Origin of the sequence: Arthrobacter sp. SD76, from assembly GCF_049726125.1 — a bacterium.
Lineage (GTDB): Bacteria > Actinomycetota > Actinomycetes > Actinomycetales > Micrococcaceae > Arthrobacter > Arthrobacter nitrophenolicus.
Window position 1 is genome coordinate 3,991,039 of the sequence record NZ_JBNBLR010000001.1, and the last position, 22,607, is coordinate 4,013,645.

Sequence of the window (22,607 nt, forward strand, 5' to 3'; positions counted from 1 at the left end):
TACCTGCACTGTCTCACCGTGGAAGCCTTCTACGTATTTTTCTCGGATCGCATCTACTGACGAGTCGAGCCCCGTGAGTCGATACAGGGACATCCGGCTTTCTTCACTCGCTGGCACTGGCACCTGTTTCAGCCCTTGGTAGAACGAGGGTCGTTGGCAGGAGTAACCGTGTCCTGCTTCCGAATCTGGCCGTTGAGGCCTCTGACCTGAAGTTCCCCTCCCCCATCTTTTGACAGGATCTGCCGAGCCCGAACTATCGCTTCACCTTGTGTTCTGGCTACAGCAGACGCCCGCGTGGACTCCGGTTTCTTGACTTCAAACGTGCCGTCATCGCGTTTCTGCACAATCCGCCTGTTAGTCCCCATAACCCGTCCTTCATCGTGAACCGAACCCGGCAGTCTTCCGCTGCCCTCCGGCAACCATAAGCGAACTGTGCCTAAGAAGCAAGGATTCTGCTTAATTTTTCCGCAGGGAACGTGCGGTTCGCTAATTTTTCAGCTGCAGAGATGGTCGTTGAGACTGTGTGCTTTACTTGTTGCATGTACCCATGGAACGCAGGCGGGCTTCAGTTTCTTGACTCACTCACAGACAAATTCAGGGAGTCGGAACTGCTGGACTGGCTTCACAAGACGATCAGTGATGTCTGGTCCATCAACATGGATCGCTATGAACCGGCCGCTCTTGGGGACACCGCCGGCGCGTTCGGCATCTTGTCCGCGCACAATATCCGTCAAAGGGCTTTAAAAGCATTCCAAGCGGGGGAAGGTGCTTGGGGCGCAAGCCGAGCCAGGGCATCCGAACCTGACGGCTCCCTGCTAATCACAGCCGGGGGTGTGAATCTCCATATCCTCAAGGCGCCGCGCAGCGGAAGCAGAACTCCCTTATGGGAACGCGACTTCAAATGGGACAGCAACAGCTTGACGAGATTGAATGCGGCACTGCGGAACACCGCATTCAAGCCCACCCAAGCAAGTAGTTCAGGCCAGGAGTCTCTGTTCGATATAGCAGCCGTCGACCAGGACACCCGATCTGCAGTTAATGCCTACTCTGATGTGTTCTTGGTGTGGAGCGGGCAAGAATCCACGGGACTAACAGCTGGCTGGCTGGGCATACCCGTGATAGGCCCTAGTCCATGGATTGCAGTAAGCCGCCCTTTGTGGCTGGACGAAACCGACGAGAACATATTGTTGCCTGTCCCTTCGTCGATACAGCCAACAGACTCAGCCGACTTTGACGCGCTCGAAGAGCCGACGCCTAAGGTCCGGCTGAAGATCAAGCCGCCTAAAGAGGAATCGAAATGACCAGCGAATCCGACCAGCTCATGGCAGCACGACGACGGCGTGCCGACGGCGCTGTGGTCGACTTCGACGGGCAGCGGCTGGCCGTGGCACGACGACTCAAGCGACTCCAGCGAACCACCCTTGCCTCAAACGCGGGAATCACACCAGCTGCCGTAACCCAATTCGAAAAGGGACAAAGCCGGCCCACACGTACGGTCTTGGGACAGCTGGCCCTTGCACTCGGTGTACCTACCGACTATCTGCGGATGGGACGCCCCATAACCCAAGTGCCAGCCACCGAAGCGCATTTTCGCTCTTTACGCGCTACACCCGCCCTCACGCGCGACCAAGCCCTAGCCTTCGCTGAAACAGGTTTGGCCGTGATTGACGTGCTTGAACAATACGTCGAATTGCCGGGAGTCAACTTGCCAGCTGCTTTCCTGCCAGAAACGCCAAGTAGCTCGGAAATCTCTGCCGCTGCCGCCGAGGTTCGCAAGTCGTGGGGCGTTCCCTCCGGGCCAATAGCCAACATGGTGCGACTCGTTGAAGCGAATGGAATCATCGCCCTAAGGCTTCCCAACTTTATCGACTCGGCCGTCGACGCCTTCTCTACCAACTCGGGTGAACGTCCGCTCATCCTCCTCTCTCCACAAAAGGACGACAAAGCACGAAGCCGCTTTGATGCAGCGCACGAACTAGGCCACCTTGTGATGCACGAAGGAGTCGCACCTGGTTCCAAGCTCGTCGAGAATCAAGCGCATGGCTTCGCGGCCGCCTTCCTAATGCCGGAAGAAGAGATCGTCCCGGACCTGCCCAAACGACTCGATTGGGAAACACTTCAGCAAGCGAAGAAAAAATGGGGAGTCAGCCTCAGAGCTCTCTGCTTCCGGGCCAATCGGCTCGGGCTATGGTCCGATGCACTCTACCGCAGGGCAAATATCCAACTATCGACGATGGGCCTACCCGAACCTGGACCACTGGGCCCACCAGAGTCACCATCTCTTCTAGAAAAGGCCAAAGATCTACTCCTTTCCGAGGGCATCTCCCTAGAAGAGATTGCAACATCTAGCCGCTTTCCGTTAGAGCAGCTCGAATCGGTAATTGCTGCTGGCAGCGGAAGGAAGCAGCGAAAACTTGTCGTGGTTGAACCTCACTAGCACCCCTCGACCCTTCGCTCAGAACTCTGCCATCCCTGCAAAAATCGAGAACGCCGTTCAGCCTTGTGAGGCAATCTGACAATCTGTCGGATCAGCTGCCGAGGCCTCATTGACTAGTTTTTTCCGACACGTTGAGCCGCAAGGCACACAGAGTTAGGTTGACAGAACGTCCGTTATAGCTGTCATCAGGCGAGCGAATCCCGCATGTATCCGCCAAGTTCTCGATTTGCCGACAATCCCGACCTGCGGAGTTCCTGGCTTCCACTAGTTGTGAATCCTGGCCGGCCGCAAAGCTGACGAAGCTGCCTGCTGCGTTGTAGCCCTAGGGGTCAAGGGAGTGCCGATGAGTAGTGCACGCAATTTCCTGGAAGGAAGCGCCCTTCTCGGTTTGCTTATTCGACTTCCTACTAACCCGCCTGTTGGGGCCCAGTTGTCCCGCTAAGCAGGGTTTCGGTGTCATCTGCACCGCACTGACGACTCGTCATATAGCGTCGAGGAGTGAATTCGTGGATCTTTCAACAGTTTGAGCGCTTTGGATCGCAAACTAGGATAGTACTCCTCGTCATAGCGGTCTTAATGCTCCTAATGGGCTGGGTGCTAGGTCCCTGACTATTCCCTTCGCCGGCGCCGGATGTTTGGAGCCTGGTCCGCGCAGCCGCCGCCGCACCTGTGACCCTTTGGGGACTACTAGATGCTCTCTGGGACTGGCTGTCGCGCAAGAACAAGAAGAAGGCGCAGGCAATCTACATAGACATCAACGTAGTGCTGCGAGAGCTCGAGGATCTGGCTGTTGTGAACAAACATGCACTACGACTGTCTGAATGTGCCGTCAAGGTATGGGCTGTCAGGAGAAGGAACTTCTTGGATTGGGTCAAGCGCGAACGTAAGCCCCTGTTCAAGGTAGCTGAATCGACACTGCTGATGGAGACCCATTCTTCGGGTCTCCGCTGGCGGGTCGGCATGGGCGTGATGGGTACAGCTCTGCAAGACAATAATCCGCTAGCTGTGGATGTTTCTCAGGCATGGGCAAAGGCCTACGATCGATCTAAAGACAGCTGGGAAGCCCTCCCTCAAGAGTCGAAATTCGGCTTAACCCACGAGGAGTTTTTGAAGGTCGCGAGACCCGCCAGCAGCAGCCAATCATTGGGCCCATTCGTGATGGCCGTTCCCTACTATGAGGGTGCGTCGCCCTGCGGTGTCGTAGCTCTGGACATGGACCCTAAAGATGCTGCCGCAATCAAGCTGGGTGGAGAATTTGACGATGCTGATAGGCGTGTCACTCAGCTCCTGTATGCTCTTGCTAAGGGAGCGTTAGGCAAGTGAAGCCCCAATGACCATTAGGAGGCCGCCGTGAGCATTGCAGCTGAACCAAAGTGGCTGGAAGTCGCGCCAGGCGTTCGTATGCTCCAGGGAGCCATCAACGCTCCAGAAGCAATTGAACTTATGGAAGATCGGCGAAAAGAAGCCGCCCGCCGACTTCGCCTCCCTCGTCATACTCTGATTCGCCCTACTCGAAAGTCTGCTCCGGCTACCTCGATTGACAAGAAATCGTAAGGCTCGTAGCTCCGTTCGTTGTTGCTCCATAATGTTTTGCGCCGCGCTAGTCGGCATACGCAAGAACAAGGAACCTGCAGGTAGGTCCCGCAGCCGCTCGAGCTTTGGCCTCTCACCAGATATACCTAGGCTGGGTCTGCCGAGACCGAGCGGGGTGTAGCAGACCTACCCTAACTTCGGAGTGGGGTCGGACCTGAGGCAGCGACGGGGCGGGAGGAATTGGCGAGACGCGGGACGTCCTAACTGACTCGGACCACCTCCCCGGCCGCGAGACTTGGTGATTGGCGCTCACCGGAGGACCTGGGGCTCAATTTCAAATGGCGTCTTTCTTCTCGTTGGAGTAAGCCATTGGTTCGAGTTCGCTCCGCTACTTTACAGAATCTCCATTATCGGCGTTAGGACACCCTGGTAGGCACTGTTCGTAGCATTTCTGACCGTGCCAGTGGAAATTGGCACCCGATCGCCGTACGTCTTCTGTGACTAGAAAAGCTCCGTAGCGAGGGATAGCTTCTGGACAACAGCCAGCGGGCTGCGGTGAACGTCTGATGCGAACGTGGGGGCGAACTTGCCAGAGCAAAGGCGACTGGCAATGAATGTACTGAGGAACAGAAAATGGAACCTGATATTGGACTAGGACAGCTGTTGCAAAGCACTGAGACCGTCCTAGCTTTGCCTGATCGGTTATTTCCTCTGCGCCCCGGGGCATGGTGGCTGCCAAGAGCCTGATCGTGTGGCTAAGCTTCTGGTGCCACGTCCGCGAGTAAGACCGTTGCCAGCGCCGCGTCCCGCGGTACGTGAAGATCCAGTCCAGTTGCTGCGCGAAGACTCGCCAACCGATTGACCACCGTATTCCGATGGCAATAGAGGGACTCCGCCGCAGCCTTGATGGATCCGCTCTCTAGAAACAGGGTTGCGGTCTCAATGACTCTTGTCCTCTCCTGGAAGGATGGTCTTCAATCCCTGCGTAAATCGTTCCGCCCATCCCGGGAGCAGGCTCGACAGGTGGTCCTAAGCAAGTCTCGGCCAAGCGATCCGCGCGTCGACCAGACAGCGGTCTTTTCTCCCCATCCGAGCGAGAGCCACGGCAGCGGCGAAGTGCGCCGGTACGCTCGACAGCCCCTTGATGGCCCCGATGTACCCTCCATGGACACCGGTATAGAAGGCGATGTCGCCTTCGGCATACTGGCGTCGGAAGATCACGAATACGCCTCCCGATTCGTAGTCGAAGATCGCATCCCTCTCTCGCTGACGCTCGAGGAAACTTTGCAGCAGAGGCATCTCGTCTCCGATCGCCGACACGAGCTCGAAGGTGGCGTCGAGGGGTACCTGAAGGGTACCGGCGATTCCCTCCAGCAGCCCGGGCTGGGGTTCCCCGGTCGGGGATACATGCCGGTCAGGGTCTGGCGGGTGATCCCGAGTTCGGTGCAGAGGGTGCTGACTTGGTTCCGGGCTTGCCCATGGACGCCAAAGCGAGCCGGAGTTTCGCCGCGGTCATTTTGTAGGGCCTTCCCCATTCCGGCCACAAGCGCAGGCTGACGCGAGGCCGGCGATGGTGCGTTCGGAGATGAGCTCGCGTGCGAACTCCAATGGTCGCCGGCGGACATCCGCTTGTTCATCAGGGTGTTCGTTCCAAGCAAGTCCTGAGCGGGCCAGCATTCTCGTTTTCATGGCTAGTAGGCCATGGGGACTATCTGGCCAAATGTTCCGTCGTCGTTGAGTCTTACGCCGTTGTATTTAAAGGTGCGGAGCACTATACGGCGGTCCTCGATCGCCAGGCCGTCAACGGACTGGAGGAGCTGCCGCTCGACGTGGAGTAGGTCCATGGGGTTGTTTAGCCAGACGACCATGTGGATGTTGTTGGCCCCGGTGACCGATGACATTAGGCGCAGGGCCGGTACCCGGTCGGGGAGTCCTTCACCCAGGGTCGGGACCCGGTCAGGCGGTATTGAGCCCCACAGGATGGCGCTGTAGCTGCGTCCTGATCCTCGTCGGGCGACGTCGCAGCGCACGGTGATGTATTTTCCACCGACCAGGCGGGTAACGCGCCGTGCGGCGGCCACCGGGGATATGCCGGCGACGGCAGCGAGTTCGCGAAGACTGGCGCGGCCATCAGCACTGAGCTCACGCATCAGAGCCTGGTTGGCGGTATCCATTTTTACCGCGGCTCCTTCGCCGGCATTAAATGCTTGCTTATGGAGTTGGGACAGGCTGCGCAGTTTTGCTGCCGGCAGTGCGTGGAAGTGCCACCGGCCGGCGTCGAGGATCTGGCTGGTGACGGAACGCACCGAGTAGTGCAGCACCCCGTCAAGACTGCCGATGGTAGTGAGCAGGAAAGTGGAGAGGCTGTGCTCTGCCGCAGCGATCGTCAACAAAAGATGTGCCGGGCCGGCGATGAACTGGATGGACATGAGCCGCTGGTCCAGAATGAGTTTCTCGACAACGTCCAGGACGCGGTTGTTCTGGCAGGTCAGTTCGACGAACGCCACGTCCATGACCCGCAAAAGTTCTGGCCCCGGTGTGATCGAGACACGGGCGAGTCCAGCACCGGTCAACCGCGCCCATCGTCGCGAAAGCGTCGTGGGGTGAACGTTCAGGACCTCAGCCAGGTCTTCCCATGGCGCACGCGGTGCCACTTGGAGGGCGTTGACTAACTCAATGTCCCGTTCCGCCAAGGGAGAACTATGCTGCACTATTTCTTCCATGGGATTATTTTCCTGCATTTTGGGACGCATTTTCTCGTGGACCGTAGAGTTTGCCTTCGTCCATATGACCCACGCCACATCGGAGAACCAATGGGATCCCCCTCATCATTCCAGTCCGTCGCAAAAGCGGACAAGCAGGTTGCAGTGATACGCCGGGCAGGCCAGGTCGCCTTTTGCCTCCCGAATGTAGGGTCAGCGTTGTGATGGCTCTGAAGACTCCCACGGAGCCGCGCCGCAGACTTGGGGCCCGGATTATCGACGGTGTAGAACGCGCCGGCAACAAGCTGCCTGAGCCTTTCGCCTTGTTCCTCTACTTGCTGTTGGGGGTCGGCATTGTCTCTACGGTTGTGTCATGGTTCGGCGTCAACACGCAGGTTCCCGGCAGCAGCAAGTTGACTCCCGTCAAGGGACTGTTCACCGGCGAGGGCATCGCCTGGCTGATGACCACAGCGGTCGATAACTTCATCTCCTTTCCCCTCTCGGCGTAGTGGTCACCCTGCTGCTTGCCGTCGGCGTGGCAGAACGCACGGGCCTGCTGCTCACTCTCGTGAAATCGACGCTGGGCAGGGCACCGCGATGGGCACTGCCGTACGTGATTGCGCTCGTGGCGCTGTGCGCACACATCATGTCTGACGCCTCGATCCTGGTAATTCCGCCGATCGCGGCGCTGGTGTTCAAAGCTGCAGGACGCAACCCGGTCGCCGGGCTGCTGGGATCCTACGCGATCGGCATTGCCGCGTTCAGCTGCACGCCTTTCGTCACGTCGACCGACGCCTTGCTGGCCGGCATCTCGAACGCTGCTGCCGTACCAGTGGCCGGGGCGGTCCTTCCCGTGACGGCGGTGTCCAACCTGGCACTGAACGTGGTGCTATCGGTCGTTCTGACAGTGGCCGGCGGCCTTGTCATTGACAAGATCCTTGAGCCACGCCTGAACCGGATGGGCGTCGGTACCGGCAAGGCAGCCGAGCACGACAGTGATGCAGCGGCATCCGCAGCAGTCACCGCACCCGAACGCAGCGCCCTGCGCTGGGCCGGGCTGGCGCTGGTGCTCGTAGTCGCCGGCGTGCTGGCACTGACCCTGCCCGAAGGCTCACCGCTGCGCAACGAGCAAGGCGGGTTCCTGCCGAAATCCCCCCTGCTGAGTTCAGTCATCTTCCTCGTGTTCACCGTCCTGATCGTTCCCTCCATCGTGTACGGGGCCCGATTGCGCAAGATCACGGGGATCCAATCCGTGGTTGAGATGATGGGCCAGTCCGTCAAGGACGCCGTTTCCTTCATCGTGGTGGCTTTCGTCATGGCTCAGTTCCTGGCCCTGTTTACCTGGAGCGGTCTGGCCTCCTGGGTCGCTGTCAACGGCGCCCGCACTCTGCAGGACGTCAACTTCACCGGCTTCGGTGCCGTGATCGCATTCATTGTGGTGGTCTCGTTGCTGAACCTGCTCATCGCGTCGGGTTCCTCGCTGTGGACCCTCATCGCCGCAGTATTCATTCCGATGTTCGCCCTGATCGGCTATGAAGCCGGGTTTATCCAGGCCGCCTTCCGCGTCGGGGACTCCGCCACCCAGGCCCTCACTCCCCTGAACCCCTACCTCGTCATCATCCTCGCGTTCCTCCGAAAATATGAGCCCGACGCCGGCATTGGTTCGATAATCGGCCGGATGCTCCCCTTCACCATCGTGTTCTGGTTCCTCTGGGTACTCGTGCTCAGCGCATTCTTCTTCACCGGCACCGGAACCGGGCCGGGCATGGGAATCCTGGTCCGCTGACCGAAACAAAAGACTGCGCCCCTGACGCCAAGAACACCAACCATAATGATGCGACGTAAGGCAGTACTGTGATGCACGAAGCACGACTTCCCCTGACCCCCTCCCCCACCGGGGCCGTTCTGAGGCTCACGGGAGCCAGACTGATCGACGGCACCGGCGCAGCACCTGTCGATGACGCAGAAGTTATTATCGACGGTGACCGCATCCTCTATGCCGGCCCACGGCGCGGCCCCGATGACCATCCTGAAGCAACGACCGTGGACCTCAAAGGAAAAACGCTCCTGCCCGGGTTCATCGATACTCACGTCCACCTGTCGCTATCGTTGGAAACGCCCCCGGCACAGCGCGCCGCACGGTTCGAGTCCGAACACGTCCTGGCCGCCGCAGGGATCATCCACGACACCCTCATGGCCGGCATCACCACAGCCAGGGACCTCGGCGGTCTCGACGCTGGCTACCGCAGGGCAATAGCGGGCGGCGCCATCCTCGGCCCGCGACTTCATTTGGCGGTTGCTGTGCTCTCCCCCACCGGGGGACACGCCGACACGTGCATGCCCAACGGCGAAAGGAGCATGTCACTGACGGCCTTGATGACCGTAGATTCTGACGACGAAATGCGACGCGCCGTTCGGACGCTGATTCGCTCCGAGGCCGACGTCATCAAGATCTGCACCACAGGCGGCGTATCCAGCCCTTCGGACACACCCCACGATCTTGGCGTTCCTGAACACCAGATCCGGCTGATAAAGAACGAGACCGCCCGCCGCAGCGGCCAGCCTGTCGCGGCACACGCCCAGGGTGCCGCCGGCATCCTCGAAGCACTGCGTGGAGGGGTTACGAGCATCGAACACGGATATGAGATCGATGCTGAAGCTATCGCGCTCCTGCAGGAGCAGGACGCTTTCCTGGTCCCGACCCTAAGCTCCGCCCTGCGCGTCCCGGACCCCGCGAAGGTCCCGGCCTACCTGTACGAGAAAAAAAGTGCTGTGGTCCGGGATCGCCCGCGAACATCTCGGCGCGGCTCTCAAAGCAGGGGTGAAGGTCGCCATGGGCACAGACGCCGGCGTTTGTCCCCACGGCGAGAATTTGAAAGAGCTCGCGTACATGGTTGAACTGGGCCTGTCCCCATGGACGCCATTGTCGCAGCCACCAAAAACGCGGCGGAACTGATGAGATTGGACGACCACCTTGGCACCCTGCAGGCCGGCAAGCTCGCCGACCTGGTCATAACAGAGATTGACCCGCTAACGGACATCAGCCTGCTCTCAGACCCGACCACCATCGGCGCCATCATCCAAGGCGGACGATGCGTGAAGGACCTCAAAGGATGGCTCCCCATGCCCGCCGCCTCGACGTTCAACGCCTCCTGAAACTCAGGGAACCACCTCGACGGACTGGACAGGCCCTCATCGAAACACTTATAGACCAACTCCATGGATCGACGACAATCACCGCAGGGACCGGACACCGGGCTCCCACGAGGCGCACTTACTGCGCCCCTCGGCCGGTCACCGGACCGGCCCCGTTACTGGCCGCGGCGGTCTTTGCTGCGGCAAAAACGTCCCGCCACTAGTCGGGGTGGTGCTCCGTCTAATGGTGGGGCCGCGCCTCTCAGTGGCGGCGGTGGTCGTGCAGCGGTGGTGCTGGGGGCAGGACCGGGGTGACAATTACTTCGCCGGTGGCGGTGGAATCCTCGTTCAGCATCCATCCCGTACGTTTGTGCGTTCTGACCCCGACGTCGGACTCGATGACTTGCACCGCAGGTGCAGCCTGTTGGAGGCCGGCTTCCACGTCGGCGATGGCACCTGGTGTGCGTAGCCAGAGATAGAACGTCAGATTGGCGTCTCCGGTTGTGGCGGCACAAAGCCTTAAGGTTCGGTAGGAGCGAAGATAACTTACTGCCGCCTCCAGCTGGGCGGGCGGTACGCGCACGTACCATTGGCAACCTATGGGGTAACCGGACCAGTCCTGGGCTAGTTCACAACGCAACGCCAGCAGGCCGGTCTCACATGCCTGGCGCAAGTGTCTTGTTACGGTGGTCGGATGGGTGCCCGTTTCGGCTGCGATCTCGACCGCGGAGGCTCGCCCGTCCCGTGCCAGTACGGTCATTAATTGCGGCAAGGTTGGAGGAGTGGCGCCGGGCGGACGTGTCACGCCGGGATGCAGGGCAGCTATGCGTCGTTGCTGCTCAGGGGACAGCACGTCCAGGCGCCAGTTGTTTCCGGCCGAGTAGAGCCTGGTCGCGAGCGTCACTTGGCTGCGCATAATGTCGGGATCGGTGCGCACTATTGGCAGCACGCCCCTGGCCACCTGTTCCCAATTGCGGGTGAGGACGGTCAGCCGGAGGTCCCAGGCCCGGGCCGCTTCCTCCACGGTTCCGATCTCGGGGACAGCGCACAGGCGTTCGAGTACTTCCGCCCGGTGCCCGGAACGGCATTCGAGGCCGATGAAAGTGACACACCCCTGGCCGTCGGCGGTGCCGATATGACCGGTGATCCAGGCCTGTCCGTCCGCGCGGAGCCGTTCCCAGCGGGCGGCAAGGGTTGCCGGATGCCGGCGGAGCACGGATCCGAGCTGGGTCCACGTGGCGCGGGGAGCGAGCTGAAGAGCGTGAATCAGTTCGAGGTCATCAGGAGGAAGCTCCATGCAGGATCCTTCGGTTTTCAGATGGTTGGCTGCAATTTTCTCACGTTATCGAGCGTGGGTCAGGGGAAGGCCGTCACACTCGAGGGATCCATTTTCCAGCGAAAGGGCCCGCCGTGGCACGTCCCGCTTCCTCAGCCGACCTGACCATCGCCCTGCGCGATGATGCTGCCGCCCTGGCCGGCGAGATTGCCGACTTTCGCCACCGCCTGCACCGCGAGCCGGAGGTCGGGCTGGACCTTCCGCGCAGCCAGGAAAAAATCCTCGCCGCCCTCGATGGGCTGGGCTATGAGATCACCACGGGCACGGACACCACGTCTGTGACGGCCGTGCTGCGGGGAGCAGCGGGATCGAACGCCGGAGAATCGGTGCGTCCGGTGGTGTTGCTGCGTGGTGATATGGACGCCTTGCCGGTACAGGAGAAGACAGGTCTTGCGTATGCCTCCGAGGTTCCCGGCGCAATGCACGGCTGTGGCCACGACCTGCACACAGCGATGCTGGTGGGCGCGGCGAACCTGCTCGCGTCCCGGCGGGACCACCTCTCCGGCGACGTCGTCCTGATGTTCCAGCCCGGCGAAGAGGGCTTCGACGGTGCCGGAGTCATGATCCGCGAGGGCGTCCTGGATGCCGCCGGACACCGCCCGGACGCCGCCTACGCGCTGCACGTCATGAGCGCCCTCGGCGACAGCGGGGCCTTCCTTTCCCGTCCGGGCCCGGTAATGAGCTCCTCGGACGGGCTGGTCGTGACCGTCCACGGGGCAGGCGGGCACGGCTCGGCACCGTTCGCTGCCAAAGACCCGGTCACGGTCGCCGCCGAAATGGTGCTGGCGCTGCAGTCAATGGTCACCCGCCAGTTCGACGTGTTCGACCCTGTCGTGATTTCCGTCGGCATGCTGCAGGCCGGCACCAAGCGCAATGTCATCCCTGACACGGCCCGCTTCGAAGCCACCATCCGTTCCTTCTCCGCCCAAGCCAAGACACGGCTAAAAACCTCAATTCCGCGGCTGCTGGGAGCCATCGCAGCAGGCCACGGGCTGGAGGTCTCGGTCGACTACATCGAGGAGTACCCGGTGACCCTCAACGACGGAGCCGAGTCCGCCTTCGCGCGACACACTGTCGACGAACTGTTCGGCCCCGGGCGCTACAGCGAGCTGGCCCACCCGCTGGCAGGTTCCGAGGACTTCTCCCGCGTCCTGGCCGAAGTGCCGGGCGCATTCCTGTTCCTCTCCGCCGTCCCCGACGGCACCGACGCCGCCACAGCGGCCTACAATCACTCACCGTTTGCCGTCTTCGACGACGCCGTACTGGCCGACGGAGCCGCACTTTACGCACGTCTTGCCCTCGATCGCCTCGCCTCCGCCTGAGCCTGGCTTACCTTCCCCGCCCCTTCCCAGGAGACTTCCATGTCCACTCCCCGCCCCAAGATGGCCACGCAGGCCGATGGGTCCACCCGCATGAGCCCGCCCAGCGGTCCCGAATCCTCAAGACGCTGATTGGCACCGGCGCCGGGAACGCCGTCGAATGGTACGACTGGGCCATCTACGCCACGTTCGCCTCCTTCATTGCCTCCCAACTGTTCAGCAAGCAGGACACTTCAAGCGCCTTCCTCGCAACCCTCGCGATCTTCGCCGTCGGGTTTGTCGCGCGCCCGCTCGGAGGTTTTATCTTCGGCTGGATCGGCGACAAGGTAGGCCGCAAGGCCTCACTGACGCTCTGCGTCGGTCTGGCCTCGCTCGGCTCCCTGGCGATCGGACTGACCCCCACCTACGACTCGATCGGCGCGGGCGCGTCGGTCATGCTGCTTATCGCACGGCTGATCCAGGGCCTCGCGCATGGCGGGGAGCTTCCGAGCGCCCAAACCTACCTCTCGGAAATGGCACCACCGTCCCGCCGCGGCTACTGGGCATCGCTGATCTACGCTTCGGGCACAGTCGGCATCCTGTTCGGGACCCTGCTGGGCGCAGTCCTCTCCACTGCCATGCCGGAATCGACCATGGCCGCCTACGGCTGGCGCATCCCCTTCCTCCTCGGCGCAGTCTTCGGGCTGGTCGCTCTGGTCATGCGAGCCCGCATGGAAGAGTCCGAACTCTTCGAATCCGGGACCGCCACCCATGACGCTGTCGTCCCCGGCAACCCCACCCCACCCCACAGCAGCCTGTTCACCGATCTGGCCCGGCACTGGCGCCAGGCCCTGCAGGTCATCGGCCTTACCGTGGGCCTGACTGTCGCCTACTGATGTCTGGGGCGTCTCAACCCCGGCCTACGCGATCAACGTCCTGAAGATCGACGCAACGGAAGCCCTCTGGGCCGGCGTGGCAGCCAACCTGGTCTTCATCGTGGCCCTGCCCTTGTGGGGCCGGCTCTCAGACCGGATAGGCCGGAAACCGGTCCTCCTGATCAGCGGCATAGGCAGCGCGCTGACCTTCTTCCCCGCCATCTGGTTCGTCCAAAACTCGGCCATGCAACTGGGACTCGCCATGTCTGCCATGCTGGTCTTCATCGCCGCATCCGCCTCCATCATGCCAGCCGTCTACTCGGAACTCTTTCCCACTGCCGTCCGCACCATCGGAGTGGCAATCCCGTACGCACTCTGCGTGGCAGCCTTCGGCGGCACCGCCGCATACCTCCAGGCCGGGTTCAGCATCTGGTCGGCCCCGGCGGCCCCACCGTTTTCGGGGTGTACACGATCGTCCTGCTGCTGATCGGCGCTGCCACAGCGCTCTCGCTACGCGAAAGCCGCGGCATCGACCTCAGCACCCGCTAGCCAGCGGCCCACACCATTGCCCCTGCGACGATGGCGAGGCGGCACTGCAAGGCATGTCTTAGGGAGGGGAAGGGTTTTCTGAGCTGCGAAACAGTGATTGGCCGGGACCGCCGCTCCCCCGTCCGCCGGGTAGGTTCGGCGCCGGACTCCCGCGGGATAAGTGACTTTCAGCCCCCGAGTGCCGAAGTGCTTGCCTGCCTGTCCACCGTTCAAGGTTCCGTCCGCAGTGGGCTTGCCCGGGAGGGATTTCTGAACTGCGCGCGGCTGCTTGATGCATTCCAACTTATGAGGGGAGGTTTTCAACCATCGTCGCAACAGACTCCTTTTTCGAACGCTACAGCTCTCCCCCACCTATTCTTGAACGGTGACTCTCATGTCAGCTGTTCTTTCCTTCGCGCTTGTTGCCTGACTTCTGACACTGGTCCCCGGCCCGGCCTGGACACAGCGTTAGTCCTGCGGTCATCCATTTCCCGGTCGCGAAGCTTCGCCTTCGCCACCGCCCTGGGGATCAGCACCGGCGCGATGATCTGGGGCGTAGCCGTGGGCGTATCAGCGCTGCTCGCCGCTTCGGAGTAGGCCTACCGTGTGCTTCCGCTCGCCGGAGCGGCCTACATGGTCTGGCTGGCAGCGACTCTCCTGCGGAAGAGTCTGCGAAAAGACAAAGTTCCTGCCAAGCCGGCAGGTAAAGCGGCTGAATTCACCTCCGGAAGCAATCATTTGTTCAAAGGCTGGCTGACCGGTACCGGAACAAACCGGAACAAACCTGCTCAATCCCTAGGTGGGTGTCTTTTACATCGCCACCTTCCCCCAGTTCATACCCGCAGGCACGTCACCACTGCTGATGGGCGTGCTGCTCGCCGGCGTCCACTGCCTGCTGTCCATGGCCTGGTTCACATTGCTAATCCGGCACGGGCTGCGCCGCCCGCTGGCTCGAGGTCGCCCGAAACATCCGCATCATCAACAGCATCACGGATCTGTCCTCGTAGGTTTCGGCGTGAAACTGGCCCTCGGACCCCGCCCACTAGCTTTTCCTCGCTGTCCTCAAATACCTACAGGACTAAGGCTTGGGCAGTTTGACGAATTCTCCATTATCGGCGTTCTGCCGCCTGTTATTTCGGGTGTGATTTGTTGTGTGTTCTAACCGTTGAAACAATGTGTCATCCGTGGCAGCATGGAGACATGCCAGCAGTTGCAGGAGCCCGCGGAGGGCTGAAGGCCCACCAGGATTCCATCAGGTTGCCCGAGGCCGAGCTGGTCCGCGACCTCAGGGACATCCTGGGAGCGAAACTGGTCGCCTACATCGGCTCGGTGAAAGAAACCCGCGCGGTACGCCAGTGGGCAGACGGTGAGCGGAAGCCCTCCGTGGAAGTCATGACCCGGCTGCGGCACGCGTATCATGTCGCGGCGTTGCTGGCCGAGCGTGACTCCAGGGCCGTGGTTCAGGCCTGTTCCAGGGCATGAACCCGCAGCTGGACGACGTACCGCCAGCCAGGCTCTTGCGTGAAGGCCTTATCGACGAAGCGGCACAATCTGTCCTTGCCGCTGCCCGGTCCTTCGCGGCCGCCGGCTGACGGATGGAGCAGAACGAACTAGCCATCATTCCGGCGGCCGGCACTGTATGGCGCATCGGGTTCCGCCCGAACCCTGGGCGTGGAGCGGCTGGGAATGGGCCACGGACGGCCGTTTCCCCGGCCGCTGGGATGACCTGCACGGCAACTTCCGCACTGTCTACGCCGGCTCCAGCCTGAAAGCATGCCTCCTGGAGGTTCTGGCCGGTTTCCGGCGCGATGCCCGGCTCGCCGCGGAAGTGGACGAAATCGTCGATGACGCCGAAGACCAGGTGCTGTACCCGACCATCCCACCAGGCGAAGTTCCGCGTGAATGGCTGGAGGCACGCGCCGCGACCCGCGCCGAGCTCTCCGGGCGTTACTGCGCCGTCACCGCCTCGCAAACCGTGGCCGCCCTGTATCCGCATTTCATTGCCACGGCTTTGAGTCTCGGGCTGGCTGACTTTGATACCGCGGCGTTGAAGGATGCCAGACCTCGGCAGCTGACCCAGGCCATCGCAGCATGGCTCTACGAAACAACTGCGGTCGACGGGGTTACCTTCGCCTCCCGGCACGGCGATGACCTTCGCTTGTGGGCCGTTTTTGAGCGGCCAGGGGATCCCCCCGTCAGCCCCAAACTGGGCCGAACCCAGATAGTCGACGTCCACCATGACGCAGCAGCTATCACGGAGGCATTCGAAATTCCCAAGCTCAAGTGGCGGCGTGAAGAGTAGGGCACGCCTCAACAGCCTCTGCAGTCAGGCCCAGCTGTCAGTTAGCTGACGAAAGGCCGGTTATCGGCTCTTTGAAACAGGCAGGGGAGTGCCTGGAAAGGGGCTGTCTCCTGCCGTCATTTCGTGGCGTTTTCTCCCCGGACTCCTCGAGTCAGAACTGTTCAGCCAGCGCCCGGTTTACGGCGGGGACGTCCAGGAAGGCAGGATAATCGTGCAGCGAAGCTGGTGCGGCGGAGAATCTGCCTACGCTTTGGCGCCCGGCACAAATGCTGGCAGCCTCAGCGGACTGCGCTTGTAGTGCGCAATCCGCTGAGGCTAGCGGTTTACCGTTCGTAGCACCATCTTGCGAATGGACTGTGCTTTGACACGGTCATCCCGCAGCAGCACGTGACGATAGCAACCAATCTCAGCGTGCTACGTCCCACATCTCCTCGAAGTTGTCCCGGTACTGCAGGTAGATGTCAGGCCGTGATGTTTCAACGATGGCCTCATCGTTCCTGCGCAGAGAGGTGGTGTTGTAGTTGTGGCTGCCGGTAAGGACAAGATTCTGCCCTGAGCCCTTGCCGGTGGCATTCTCTACGATCAGGTACTTGGAATGGATACGCCCGGGCAGCACGCTGGAGTCCAGTTCACGTAGTTCTATGCCCGGCTGCCCGCTAACGCGCTGCAGCACCGTTTCGCTCACGGGGCCATGCACGATTTTGACCCTGCAGCCGGCTTGGGACATCTCTACAAGCCGGTCGGCGATACCCGTGCGGGACTCATCCCATTCGGACATGCCGATTCGAATCTCTGTAGAGCCGTTGTCCTTGCAATCAAGTTCCTGCACTCGGTCGAGGACCGGGTCGACTGCAGCGCTGGGGAAGAAGTGCGCGGTGACGTTGCCGCCCTGCATACCCGTGGAGACCGTCCGGTAGTAGTTAGGGTCCTGGGCTTCGGTCACCAGGTCATCGAAGTAGCTGCCATAGCCTTCGAAGAGCTTGTGGTTCCCTGTGAAGGTGAGCGCGTTGTTCCAGTAAGTCTTTGAATTGACGTCCGTGAAGTTCGCCGAGGATTGCACTACCACGTCCTTCTCGCCGCCGGTCTCGGAGAACAGGTAGAACTTGTTGTGCTGGCCTTTTGTGCCGATACAGGATGAGGTATTGCCCTCTGGGGACTTGTGGCTGCAGACATGCACCCACGAGCGGGCAGCTTCATCAACGCCGAGGGATTCGATCAGCTTCACAGAGGCAGGATTGTCGATCTGCCAGCCGTCGATCACCACCTGCACGTCCACTCCCCGGTCATGGGCAGCCAGGAGGGCGTTGGTGAAATCCATGCCTGCATTTCCGGAGATGACAAAGTTGGCCAGCCGGATGCTGGATCCCGGAGCCGCCTGGTTGACCAGGTTGCAGACCTGCTCCACGACCCCGGTGGCCCGGCCTGCAACGGGGTTGCTGAAGGCCGCCCCGGTAGTTACCGGTTTGAGGGGCGCGTCGACGCAAGGCGCCTCAGCGGTTCCGGCCGCTGCCATCTGGGCGTTGGCGGCTCCGGCGGAAAGCACCAGCAGGCCTGCGGTCGCAGCGGCGGCGAAAACCTTGGTTTTTGGCATGCGCATATCTTTTCCTTCGGTTGGTTCGGATTGGATTATCGGATAAGTAACTGGAGCTGCCGGTGAGGTGAGCGTTCGCGGAAACGTTCATTTTTTCTGGGTCGTGAAGTCCGCTTCAGTTTTGAAGGGAGTCGTTAACGGTTGGGGTCCAAGGCGTGGCGGGCAGGTGGCGGACTAGGACATCCGGGAGGTAAGCGCCTGGGGTTAGAGCAGTGCTGGAGCGCCTCACCCCTCAGGAACCTTCCCACCTCGGAAGCGCCGATATCGGCGGCCTTGTGTGCTGTGGGTTTGCTGGCCCCCGCGAGGTGAGGTGTCATCACCACGGAGCGGATGGTTCTCAAGCGCGAAGCGGCGGGAAGGGGTTCGGCCGGGTAGACGTCCAAGCCGGCTGCGAAGAGATGGCCTGCTTCCAGGGCATCGCAGAGAGCGTCGTAGTCCACCAATGCTCCCCTGGCAGCGTTGATCAGGATGGATCCAGGGCGCATCGCTGCTAATTCCCTGGCCCCGATCAGCCCTGTGGTTGCCGCTGTCAGCCGGGCATGGAGCGTCACGATGTCCGCGGCGGCCAGGAGTTCCTCCAGCGACCCGGCCTGGTGCGCGGACTCGGGGAGTGCGCCTGGCTGGAGGAAGGGATCGAACACTAGGATCCGCGCGCCGAATCCGTTGAGTATGCCTGCCACCCGGGACCCGATGGCGCCGTACCCTACCAGGCCCACAGTGGCCCCACGGATTTCCGGACCGACATCCTGGTACCGGTAGTAGTCGCTGCGCCATTCCCCCGCCAGCAGTTCGGAGTTCCGCTGCGGTACCTGGCGGACGGCGGCCAGCAGCAGGGCAACCGTGTGCTCGGCGGTGGCAGTTGCGTTCCGGCCCGGGGCGGAGGTGACAGCCACCCCGTGTTGGGTGGCGGCGGGGATATTGGCATTGACCGGGCCTCCCCTGGTGATCGCAAAGAGCCGCAAGTCGGGGCACTCGTGGAGTACCCGCTCGGTCAGCGGGGCCATCTGCGTCAGGCACACTTGGACTCCCTGGAGGGCCTCGATCAGCTCATCCTCCGTGCCGGAGGCCTCATCAACCTCGCCAACGGGGTGGAACGGCTCCACGGGCCATGGAAGGGTCAGTTCACTGACCTCGACGGCCGTGGGCGCGTGGCGTACAAGGGCCTCCTGGAGGAGCGAATTGAGGACAAAGTGGTCACCGGCGGTGAGTATTTTGGTCAAAGGATGCCTCGGTTCATGTGCTGGAAGTCGTCAGGGTTGCAGTGGTGCGTTGAACTGAAGGAGGGAGACGCCTGCGGGTGAAAGCCGGATTTCAGTCAAGGAACAGTTGTCCAGCTTGGGGAAGACCCTCCGGTAGTCCCTCAGGGGGAGGCCCAGGAGGCTGCAAAGAACCAGCCGGATGAGGGTGGAGTGGGCAACGACGAGGACACGGCCGTCGGGGTGGGAGCTTCGCAGGTCCGCCAGCGCAGCGAGCCCCCGGGCAGCAGCGTCCCAGGGCCGCTCCCCGCCCGGAAGCGGGTTCAGGGCAGGGTCGGCGAGGAAGGCCTGGTAGTGCCGGGGGTGCTTTACCCTGATCTCATCCGCTGTGAGCCCTTCGGCCTGTCCAAAGTCGAGTTCCTTCAGCCGGGCGTCGGTTGCGAGCTCCAGGCCAGATGCAGCGGCGCTTGGTTTTGCGCTTTCAACGGAACGGCCCATGCCGGATGCGACGACGGCAGCAAGGTTTTGTTGGCCGGCCCAAGCCGCCAGGGCATCCGCTTGGGCCCGCCCGGTCGCCGTGAGGGGGATATCAGTGGTGCCAGCGTAACGGTTCTCTCGGTGCCAGATGCTTTCGCCGTGCCTGGCCAGGATTATGCGTGTCATGCGGTGAAGACTTTCTGTGTGTTGTGCGCCGCGTGGGCGGCCAGGCCGTCCCCGAGCCATCCCCTGGAGTGGAGTTCCTGGATGAGCCGGAGGTAGGTTTCCATGAACGTCGCCGTAGCCTGCGGACGGGGATCGATGACCTCCTGCACGTGGACCATGGCCTCGGCCGTGGCGGGGAGCGGTCCCAGTTCTGCTGAAGCGGCCAGGATGGCCATGCCCAGCGCGGGTTCCGCGTTTTCCACCAGGGTGACGGGGCGGGCCAGGATGTCGGCCCGCAGTTGCGACCATTCGCGGCTGCGGGCGGCTCCTCCAGTGAGGACCAGTGGCCCGTCCATTGCGGCCCCCAGGCGATGTAGATGGTCAAAGGAAAGCCGTTCGATGAAGGAGATGCCTTGGACTGCTGCGGCATAGAGTCCGGCGTCATCCTGGTCCTGTTCCTGATCCAGGATGAAGGCCTCGGCCTGGGTGCAACGAAGGGGAACCTCTCTCCCTGCGCCGACGCCAGCGGGTAGGCAATGCTCTTGCTCGGGGTATGTGCCGGGAGGCCCACGGATAACGCATTCAGGTCTGCTCCGGGTAGCCGCTGCGCCAGGTATCCGGCTCCGGTTCCTGACGCTCCTCCCGGAAGCCAGCCCCCGCCGGGGGCCCGGTGCGAGTAGACGACTCCGTCGGGGTCGTGGAGCAGTTCCTGCGTCACGCCCTTGATGACGAGGGTGGTTCCGATGACCGAGTTCCACGATCCGGGAGCCAGTGCCCCGGATCCGAGTTGCGCGGCACATCCGTCCGTCATCCCGGCGACCACCCTGGTACCTGCCGGTATGCCGGTGGCTTCGGCCGCTGCAGGGCAAATTTGGCCGATAACTGTGCCCGGCAGTGTGAGGTCGGGAAGCACGCCGTCCGGGATGCCGAGGGCGGTCATCAGATCCTGCGGCCAGGTGCCTGTGAGCAGGTCGCATCCGGTCTTGAGCGCGTTGCTGAGGTCAGTGGCTGTCCTGGTTCCCGTGAGCATTTCATTGATGAAATCGCTTTGATGCAGCACTCTTGGGGGTTGGTCCGCAACCGTGTTCGTGAGCAGCCACAAGGCTTTGGGCAATCCCCACGAGCTTTGCATCCTCTGGTAACCCAGCCTTGTCCAGAGCGGGTGCCCGAGCTCGTTGGCATGGTCGGTTTCCGCGACGGCCCGGGTGTCGTCGTACATGAGTGCCGGACTCAGCGGGGTCCCTTGGCGCCCGGCGAGCAGGATGGTTCCGGAGGTGGCGTCAACGGCCACGCCCCTGACGGTGCCGTGCAGGTCAGCCGTGGCCTGGGAGCAGGCGCCGGCCACTGCTTCCCACCATTGGTGGGGATCCTGCTCGTGCCGTGCTCCGTCACGGCGGCTTTGCAGTGGTCGCCGCCCGGAACCGATGACCTTTCCGGCAGCCGTGACGGCAAGGGCGCGCACGCTTTGGGTGCCCAGGTCGATCCCGATCCAGCAGTCCTCCGCGCGAACTCCCGTGTCACGACGCACTGGCCAGGCCCTTCAGTCGTGGGCCCCGCATCGATGCGAGCCGGGGCCAGGTCTGGCCCGCCAAGTCCTTCAGCTCTTGGAAACCGGCAAATGCCGCCTGGTATTCGTTGCTTTGTGGCCCGGGTACGAAGAAGTCCCGCTCCCTGGCAAAGGTCCGTGCCGCACTCGGAAGGTCAGGGTCTGCTCCCAGCGCTACCCTGGCCACCATGAACGCGCCCACGGCACCTACTTCCGCCGCGGCCGGACGAACGGTTGGGGCGCCCACGATATCGGCAATGATTTGCGACCAGGCGTCGCTGTTTGCTCCGCCGCCACAAAGCCGCAGTTCGGTCGGGGCGATGGCGGAAGCTTCGAGGCAGTCACGGATCACAAAGCTGAGGCCTTCCACCACGGCGCGGGCCACGTGGGCGGCGCTGTGTTCAAAGGACAGTCCCAGGAGCATGCCGCGTGCCTGGTGGTCCAGGAAGGGGGCCCGCTCCCCCGCGGGCGACAGGTAGGGAAGGCAGACCAGCCCGTCTGCACCGGGCGGCGCCTGGGTAGCCAGGTTGCATACGGCCGCAGCACCATCTACCCCCAGCAGCGCGGCAGCCCACGCCAGGACTTCGGTCCCTGCGAGGGTGGGAAAGGCCCGCAGGTAATGTCCCGGCGGTCCGATGGGGATGGTCGCCCCTGCCACGGAGGTGCCGGAGGGATGCTGCTGGACGATTGTCTGCGTACAGAGCGTGGTCCCCAGGATGGTGCATGCGCTTCCCGGGGAAACTGTTCCCGCGCCGATCGCCGTGGCCACGATGTCGTAGGGAGCCAACACCACGGGGATGCCTGCAGGCAAGCCAAGGGTGACGGCCATGTCGGTGCTGAGGGGCCGGATGCGGGCGTCGTCGGACAGGAGTGGTGGCAGGTACTGTTCCATCCAACCGATACCGAGAAGCGCCAAGGTCTTGGGGCTGTACGTTCGGAGGCTGACATCCAGGAAAGGGGCCGCGGCATCCGATTCGTCGATGGCGGCTGTTCCGGTGAGGCGGGAAAATACCCAGCCATTACAGCTGAGCGAGTATCGTGACCGTGCCAGCCGTGCGGGGTCGTTTTCCCGTAGCCAGGCCATGATCGCGTGCGGAAGCCCGGCGAAAGTCCGCGTGCCGCTGATGGCAAAAACTTCCTCTTCTAGCCCCGCAGAGGTCCAAGAACTCACTATTCCGCTGGCGCGGGCGTCGTTCCACAATATGGCGTTGCCTGTGGGTTGCAGCGCTGCATCCACCAGCCAGCAGCCGTCACCCTGGCCGGTGACGGAAATGGCCTCGACCGGTTCACCGGCCTGCCGCGCCACCATAGCGAGGGTGTAGGCAACCGCGTTCCACACTCCCTGCATGTCCTGCTCAGCCCAGCCAGGCCGCTCGCGCAAGACGGTGCTGGCCCGCCGGGCGAGGCCGAGTTCCTTGCCGTCGGAGCCGTACGCGACGGCTTTGATCACGGATGTTCCGACATCGACGCTGATGATGGCCATGGG

The 22,607-nt window shown here is 62.3% G+C and carries 19 protein-coding genes and 4 pseudogenes; 11 read left to right on the forward strand and 12 right to left on the reverse strand.

Annotated elements, in window-relative coordinates:
- Positions 1–128: 128 nt before the first annotated feature.
- Positions 129–365, reverse strand: coding sequence for a DUF2188 domain-containing protein (locus ACPEE0_RS19350; RefSeq protein WP_424575091.1), 237 nt, complete (start codon positions 363–365; stop codon positions 129–131).
- A 141-nt stretch (positions 366–506) separates the two neighbouring features.
- Between ACPEE0_RS19350 and ACPEE0_RS19355 the strand changes: the two genes are divergently transcribed.
- The 4 genes from ACPEE0_RS19355 to ACPEE0_RS19370 all read left to right on the forward strand — a co-directional run bounded on the left by ACPEE0_RS19355 (position 507) and on the right by ACPEE0_RS19370 (position 3,991).
- Positions 507–1,301 carry a hypothetical protein gene (locus tag ACPEE0_RS19355; protein WP_424575092.1) on the forward strand — a complete coding sequence of 265 codons (795 nt, stop codon included), beginning with the start codon at positions 507–509 and terminating at the stop codon, positions 1,299–1,301.
- Positions 1,298–2,437, forward strand: coding sequence for a helix-turn-helix domain-containing protein (locus tag ACPEE0_RS19360; protein ID WP_424575093.1), 1,140 nt, complete (start codon positions 1,298–1,300; stop codon positions 2,435–2,437). The genes ACPEE0_RS19355 and ACPEE0_RS19360 overlap by 4 nt, the downstream gene beginning before the upstream one ends.
- A 669-nt stretch (positions 2,438–3,106) precedes the next feature.
- Positions 3,107–3,760: a hypothetical protein gene (locus tag ACPEE0_RS19365; protein ID WP_424575094.1), complete on the forward strand. Its 654-nt coding sequence runs from the start codon at positions 3,107–3,109 to the stop codon at positions 3,758–3,760.
- A 27-nt stretch (positions 3,761–3,787) separates the two neighbouring features.
- On the forward strand, positions 3,788–3,991 hold the full coding sequence (locus tag ACPEE0_RS19370; protein ID WP_424575095.1) for a hypothetical protein: 204 nt from the start codon (positions 3,788–3,790) through the stop codon (positions 3,989–3,991).
- A gap of 734 nt (positions 3,992–4,725) precedes the next feature.
- On the opposite strand, the gene ACPEE0_RS19375 is transcribed toward ACPEE0_RS19370, so the two are convergent.
- The 4 genes and pseudogenes from ACPEE0_RS19375 to ACPEE0_RS19390 form a co-directional block, all read right to left on the reverse strand.
- Positions 4,726–4,914, reverse strand: coding sequence for a helix-turn-helix domain-containing protein (locus ACPEE0_RS19375; protein WP_424575307.1), 189 nt, complete (start codon positions 4,912–4,914; stop codon positions 4,726–4,728).
- 85 nt (positions 4,915–4,999) lie between these two features.
- Positions 5,000–5,269, reverse strand: coding sequence for a hypothetical protein (locus tag ACPEE0_RS19380; RefSeq protein ID WP_424575345.1), 270 nt, complete (start codon positions 5,267–5,269; stop codon positions 5,000–5,002).
- Positions 5,270–5,350: 81 nt separating this feature from the next.
- Positions 5,351–5,575: pseudogene (locus ACPEE0_RS19385) on the reverse strand (recombinase family protein); the annotation flags it as partial.
- Between the two features lie 86 nt (positions 5,576–5,661).
- Complete coding sequence (locus ACPEE0_RS19390; protein ID WP_424575096.1) at positions 5,662–6,693, reverse strand: Lrp/AsnC family transcriptional regulator; 1,032 nt, start codon at positions 6,691–6,693, stop codon at positions 5,662–5,664.
- 203 nt (positions 6,694–6,896) lie between these two features.
- Between ACPEE0_RS19390 and ACPEE0_RS19395 the strand changes: the two are divergent.
- From ACPEE0_RS19395 to ACPEE0_RS19405, 3 genes and pseudogenes are all read left to right on the forward strand, one after another.
- Positions 6,897–8,458 (forward strand): annotated as a pseudogene (locus tag ACPEE0_RS19395) (AbgT family transporter).
- Positions 8,459–8,529: 71 nt separating this feature from the next.
- On the forward strand, positions 8,530–9,570 hold the full coding sequence (locus tag ACPEE0_RS19400; RefSeq protein WP_424575308.1) for an amidohydrolase family protein: 1,041 nt from the start codon (positions 8,530–8,532) through the stop codon (positions 9,568–9,570).
- 15 nt (positions 9,571–9,585) lie between these two features.
- On the forward strand, positions 9,586–9,828 hold the full coding sequence (locus ACPEE0_RS19405) for an amidohydrolase family protein (RefSeq protein WP_424575097.1): 243 nt from the start codon (positions 9,586–9,588) through the stop codon (positions 9,826–9,828).
- 241 nt (positions 9,829–10,069) lie between these two features.
- Here ACPEE0_RS19405 and ACPEE0_RS19410 read toward each other — a convergent pair whose 3' ends face one another.
- The gene (locus ACPEE0_RS19410) at positions 10,070–11,104 is read right to left on the reverse strand and encodes an Lrp/AsnC family transcriptional regulator (protein ID WP_320537122.1); all 1,035 of its coding nucleotides are present in this window, start codon (positions 11,102–11,104) and stop codon (positions 10,070–10,072) included.
- A gap of 146 nt (positions 11,105–11,250) precedes the next feature.
- Here ACPEE0_RS19410 and ACPEE0_RS19415 point away from each other — a divergent pair, with 146 nt between their 5' ends.
- The 4 genes and pseudogenes from ACPEE0_RS19415 to ACPEE0_RS19430 all read left to right on the forward strand — a co-directional run bounded on the left by ACPEE0_RS19415 (position 11,251) and on the right by ACPEE0_RS19430 (position 16,146).
- On the forward strand, positions 11,251–12,465 hold the full coding sequence (locus tag ACPEE0_RS19415) for a M20 metallopeptidase family protein (protein WP_424575309.1): 1,215 nt from the start codon (positions 11,251–11,253) through the stop codon (positions 12,463–12,465).
- A gap of 90 nt (positions 12,466–12,555) precedes the next feature.
- Positions 12,556–13,865 (forward strand): annotated as a pseudogene (locus ACPEE0_RS19420) (MFS transporter).
- Between the two features lie 1,179 nt (positions 13,866–15,044).
- Positions 15,045–15,326, forward strand: a complete 282-nt coding sequence (locus ACPEE0_RS19425) for a hypothetical protein (RefSeq protein ID WP_424575098.1) — start codon at positions 15,045–15,047, stop codon at positions 15,324–15,326.
- Between the two features lie 157 nt (positions 15,327–15,483).
- Positions 15,484–16,146 (forward strand): RES domain-containing protein, encoded by a 663-nt coding sequence (locus ACPEE0_RS19430; RefSeq protein WP_424575099.1) that lies wholly within the window; start codon positions 15,484–15,486, stop codon positions 16,144–16,146.
- Positions 16,147–16,552: 406 nt separating this feature from the next.
- On the opposite strand, the gene ACPEE0_RS19435 is transcribed toward ACPEE0_RS19430, so the two are convergent.
- From ACPEE0_RS19435 to ACPEE0_RS19460, 6 genes and pseudogenes are all read right to left on the reverse strand, one after another.
- Complete coding sequence (locus tag ACPEE0_RS19435) at positions 16,553–17,737, reverse strand: phospholipase D-like domain-containing protein (RefSeq protein WP_424575100.1); 1,185 nt, start codon at positions 17,735–17,737, stop codon at positions 16,553–16,555.
- Between the two features lie 134 nt (positions 17,738–17,871).
- Positions 17,872–18,957 (reverse strand): 2-hydroxyacid dehydrogenase, encoded by a 1,086-nt coding sequence (locus tag ACPEE0_RS19440; protein WP_424575101.1) that lies wholly within the window; start codon positions 18,955–18,957, stop codon positions 17,872–17,874.
- 30 nt (positions 18,958–18,987) lie between these two features.
- On the reverse strand, positions 18,988–19,596 hold the full coding sequence (locus tag ACPEE0_RS19445) for a histidine phosphatase family protein (protein WP_424575102.1): 609 nt from the start codon (positions 19,594–19,596) through the stop codon (positions 18,988–18,990).
- Positions 19,593–20,375, reverse strand: a complete 783-nt coding sequence (locus ACPEE0_RS19450) for an FGGY-family carbohydrate kinase (protein WP_424575103.1) — start codon at positions 20,373–20,375, stop codon at positions 19,593–19,595. The genes ACPEE0_RS19445 and ACPEE0_RS19450 overlap by 4 nt, the downstream gene beginning before the upstream one ends.
- Positions 20,369–21,103, reverse strand: a pseudogene (locus ACPEE0_RS19455) (FGGY family carbohydrate kinase); the annotation flags it as partial. The gene ACPEE0_RS19450 and the pseudogene ACPEE0_RS19455, both read right to left, overlap by 7 nt.
- Positions 21,093–22,604: an FGGY family carbohydrate kinase gene (locus ACPEE0_RS19460; RefSeq protein WP_424575104.1), complete on the reverse strand. Its 1,512-nt coding sequence runs from the start codon at positions 22,602–22,604 to the stop codon at positions 21,093–21,095. The gene ACPEE0_RS19460 and the pseudogene ACPEE0_RS19455, both read right to left, overlap by 11 nt.
- Positions 22,605–22,607: the final 3 nt, after the last annotated feature.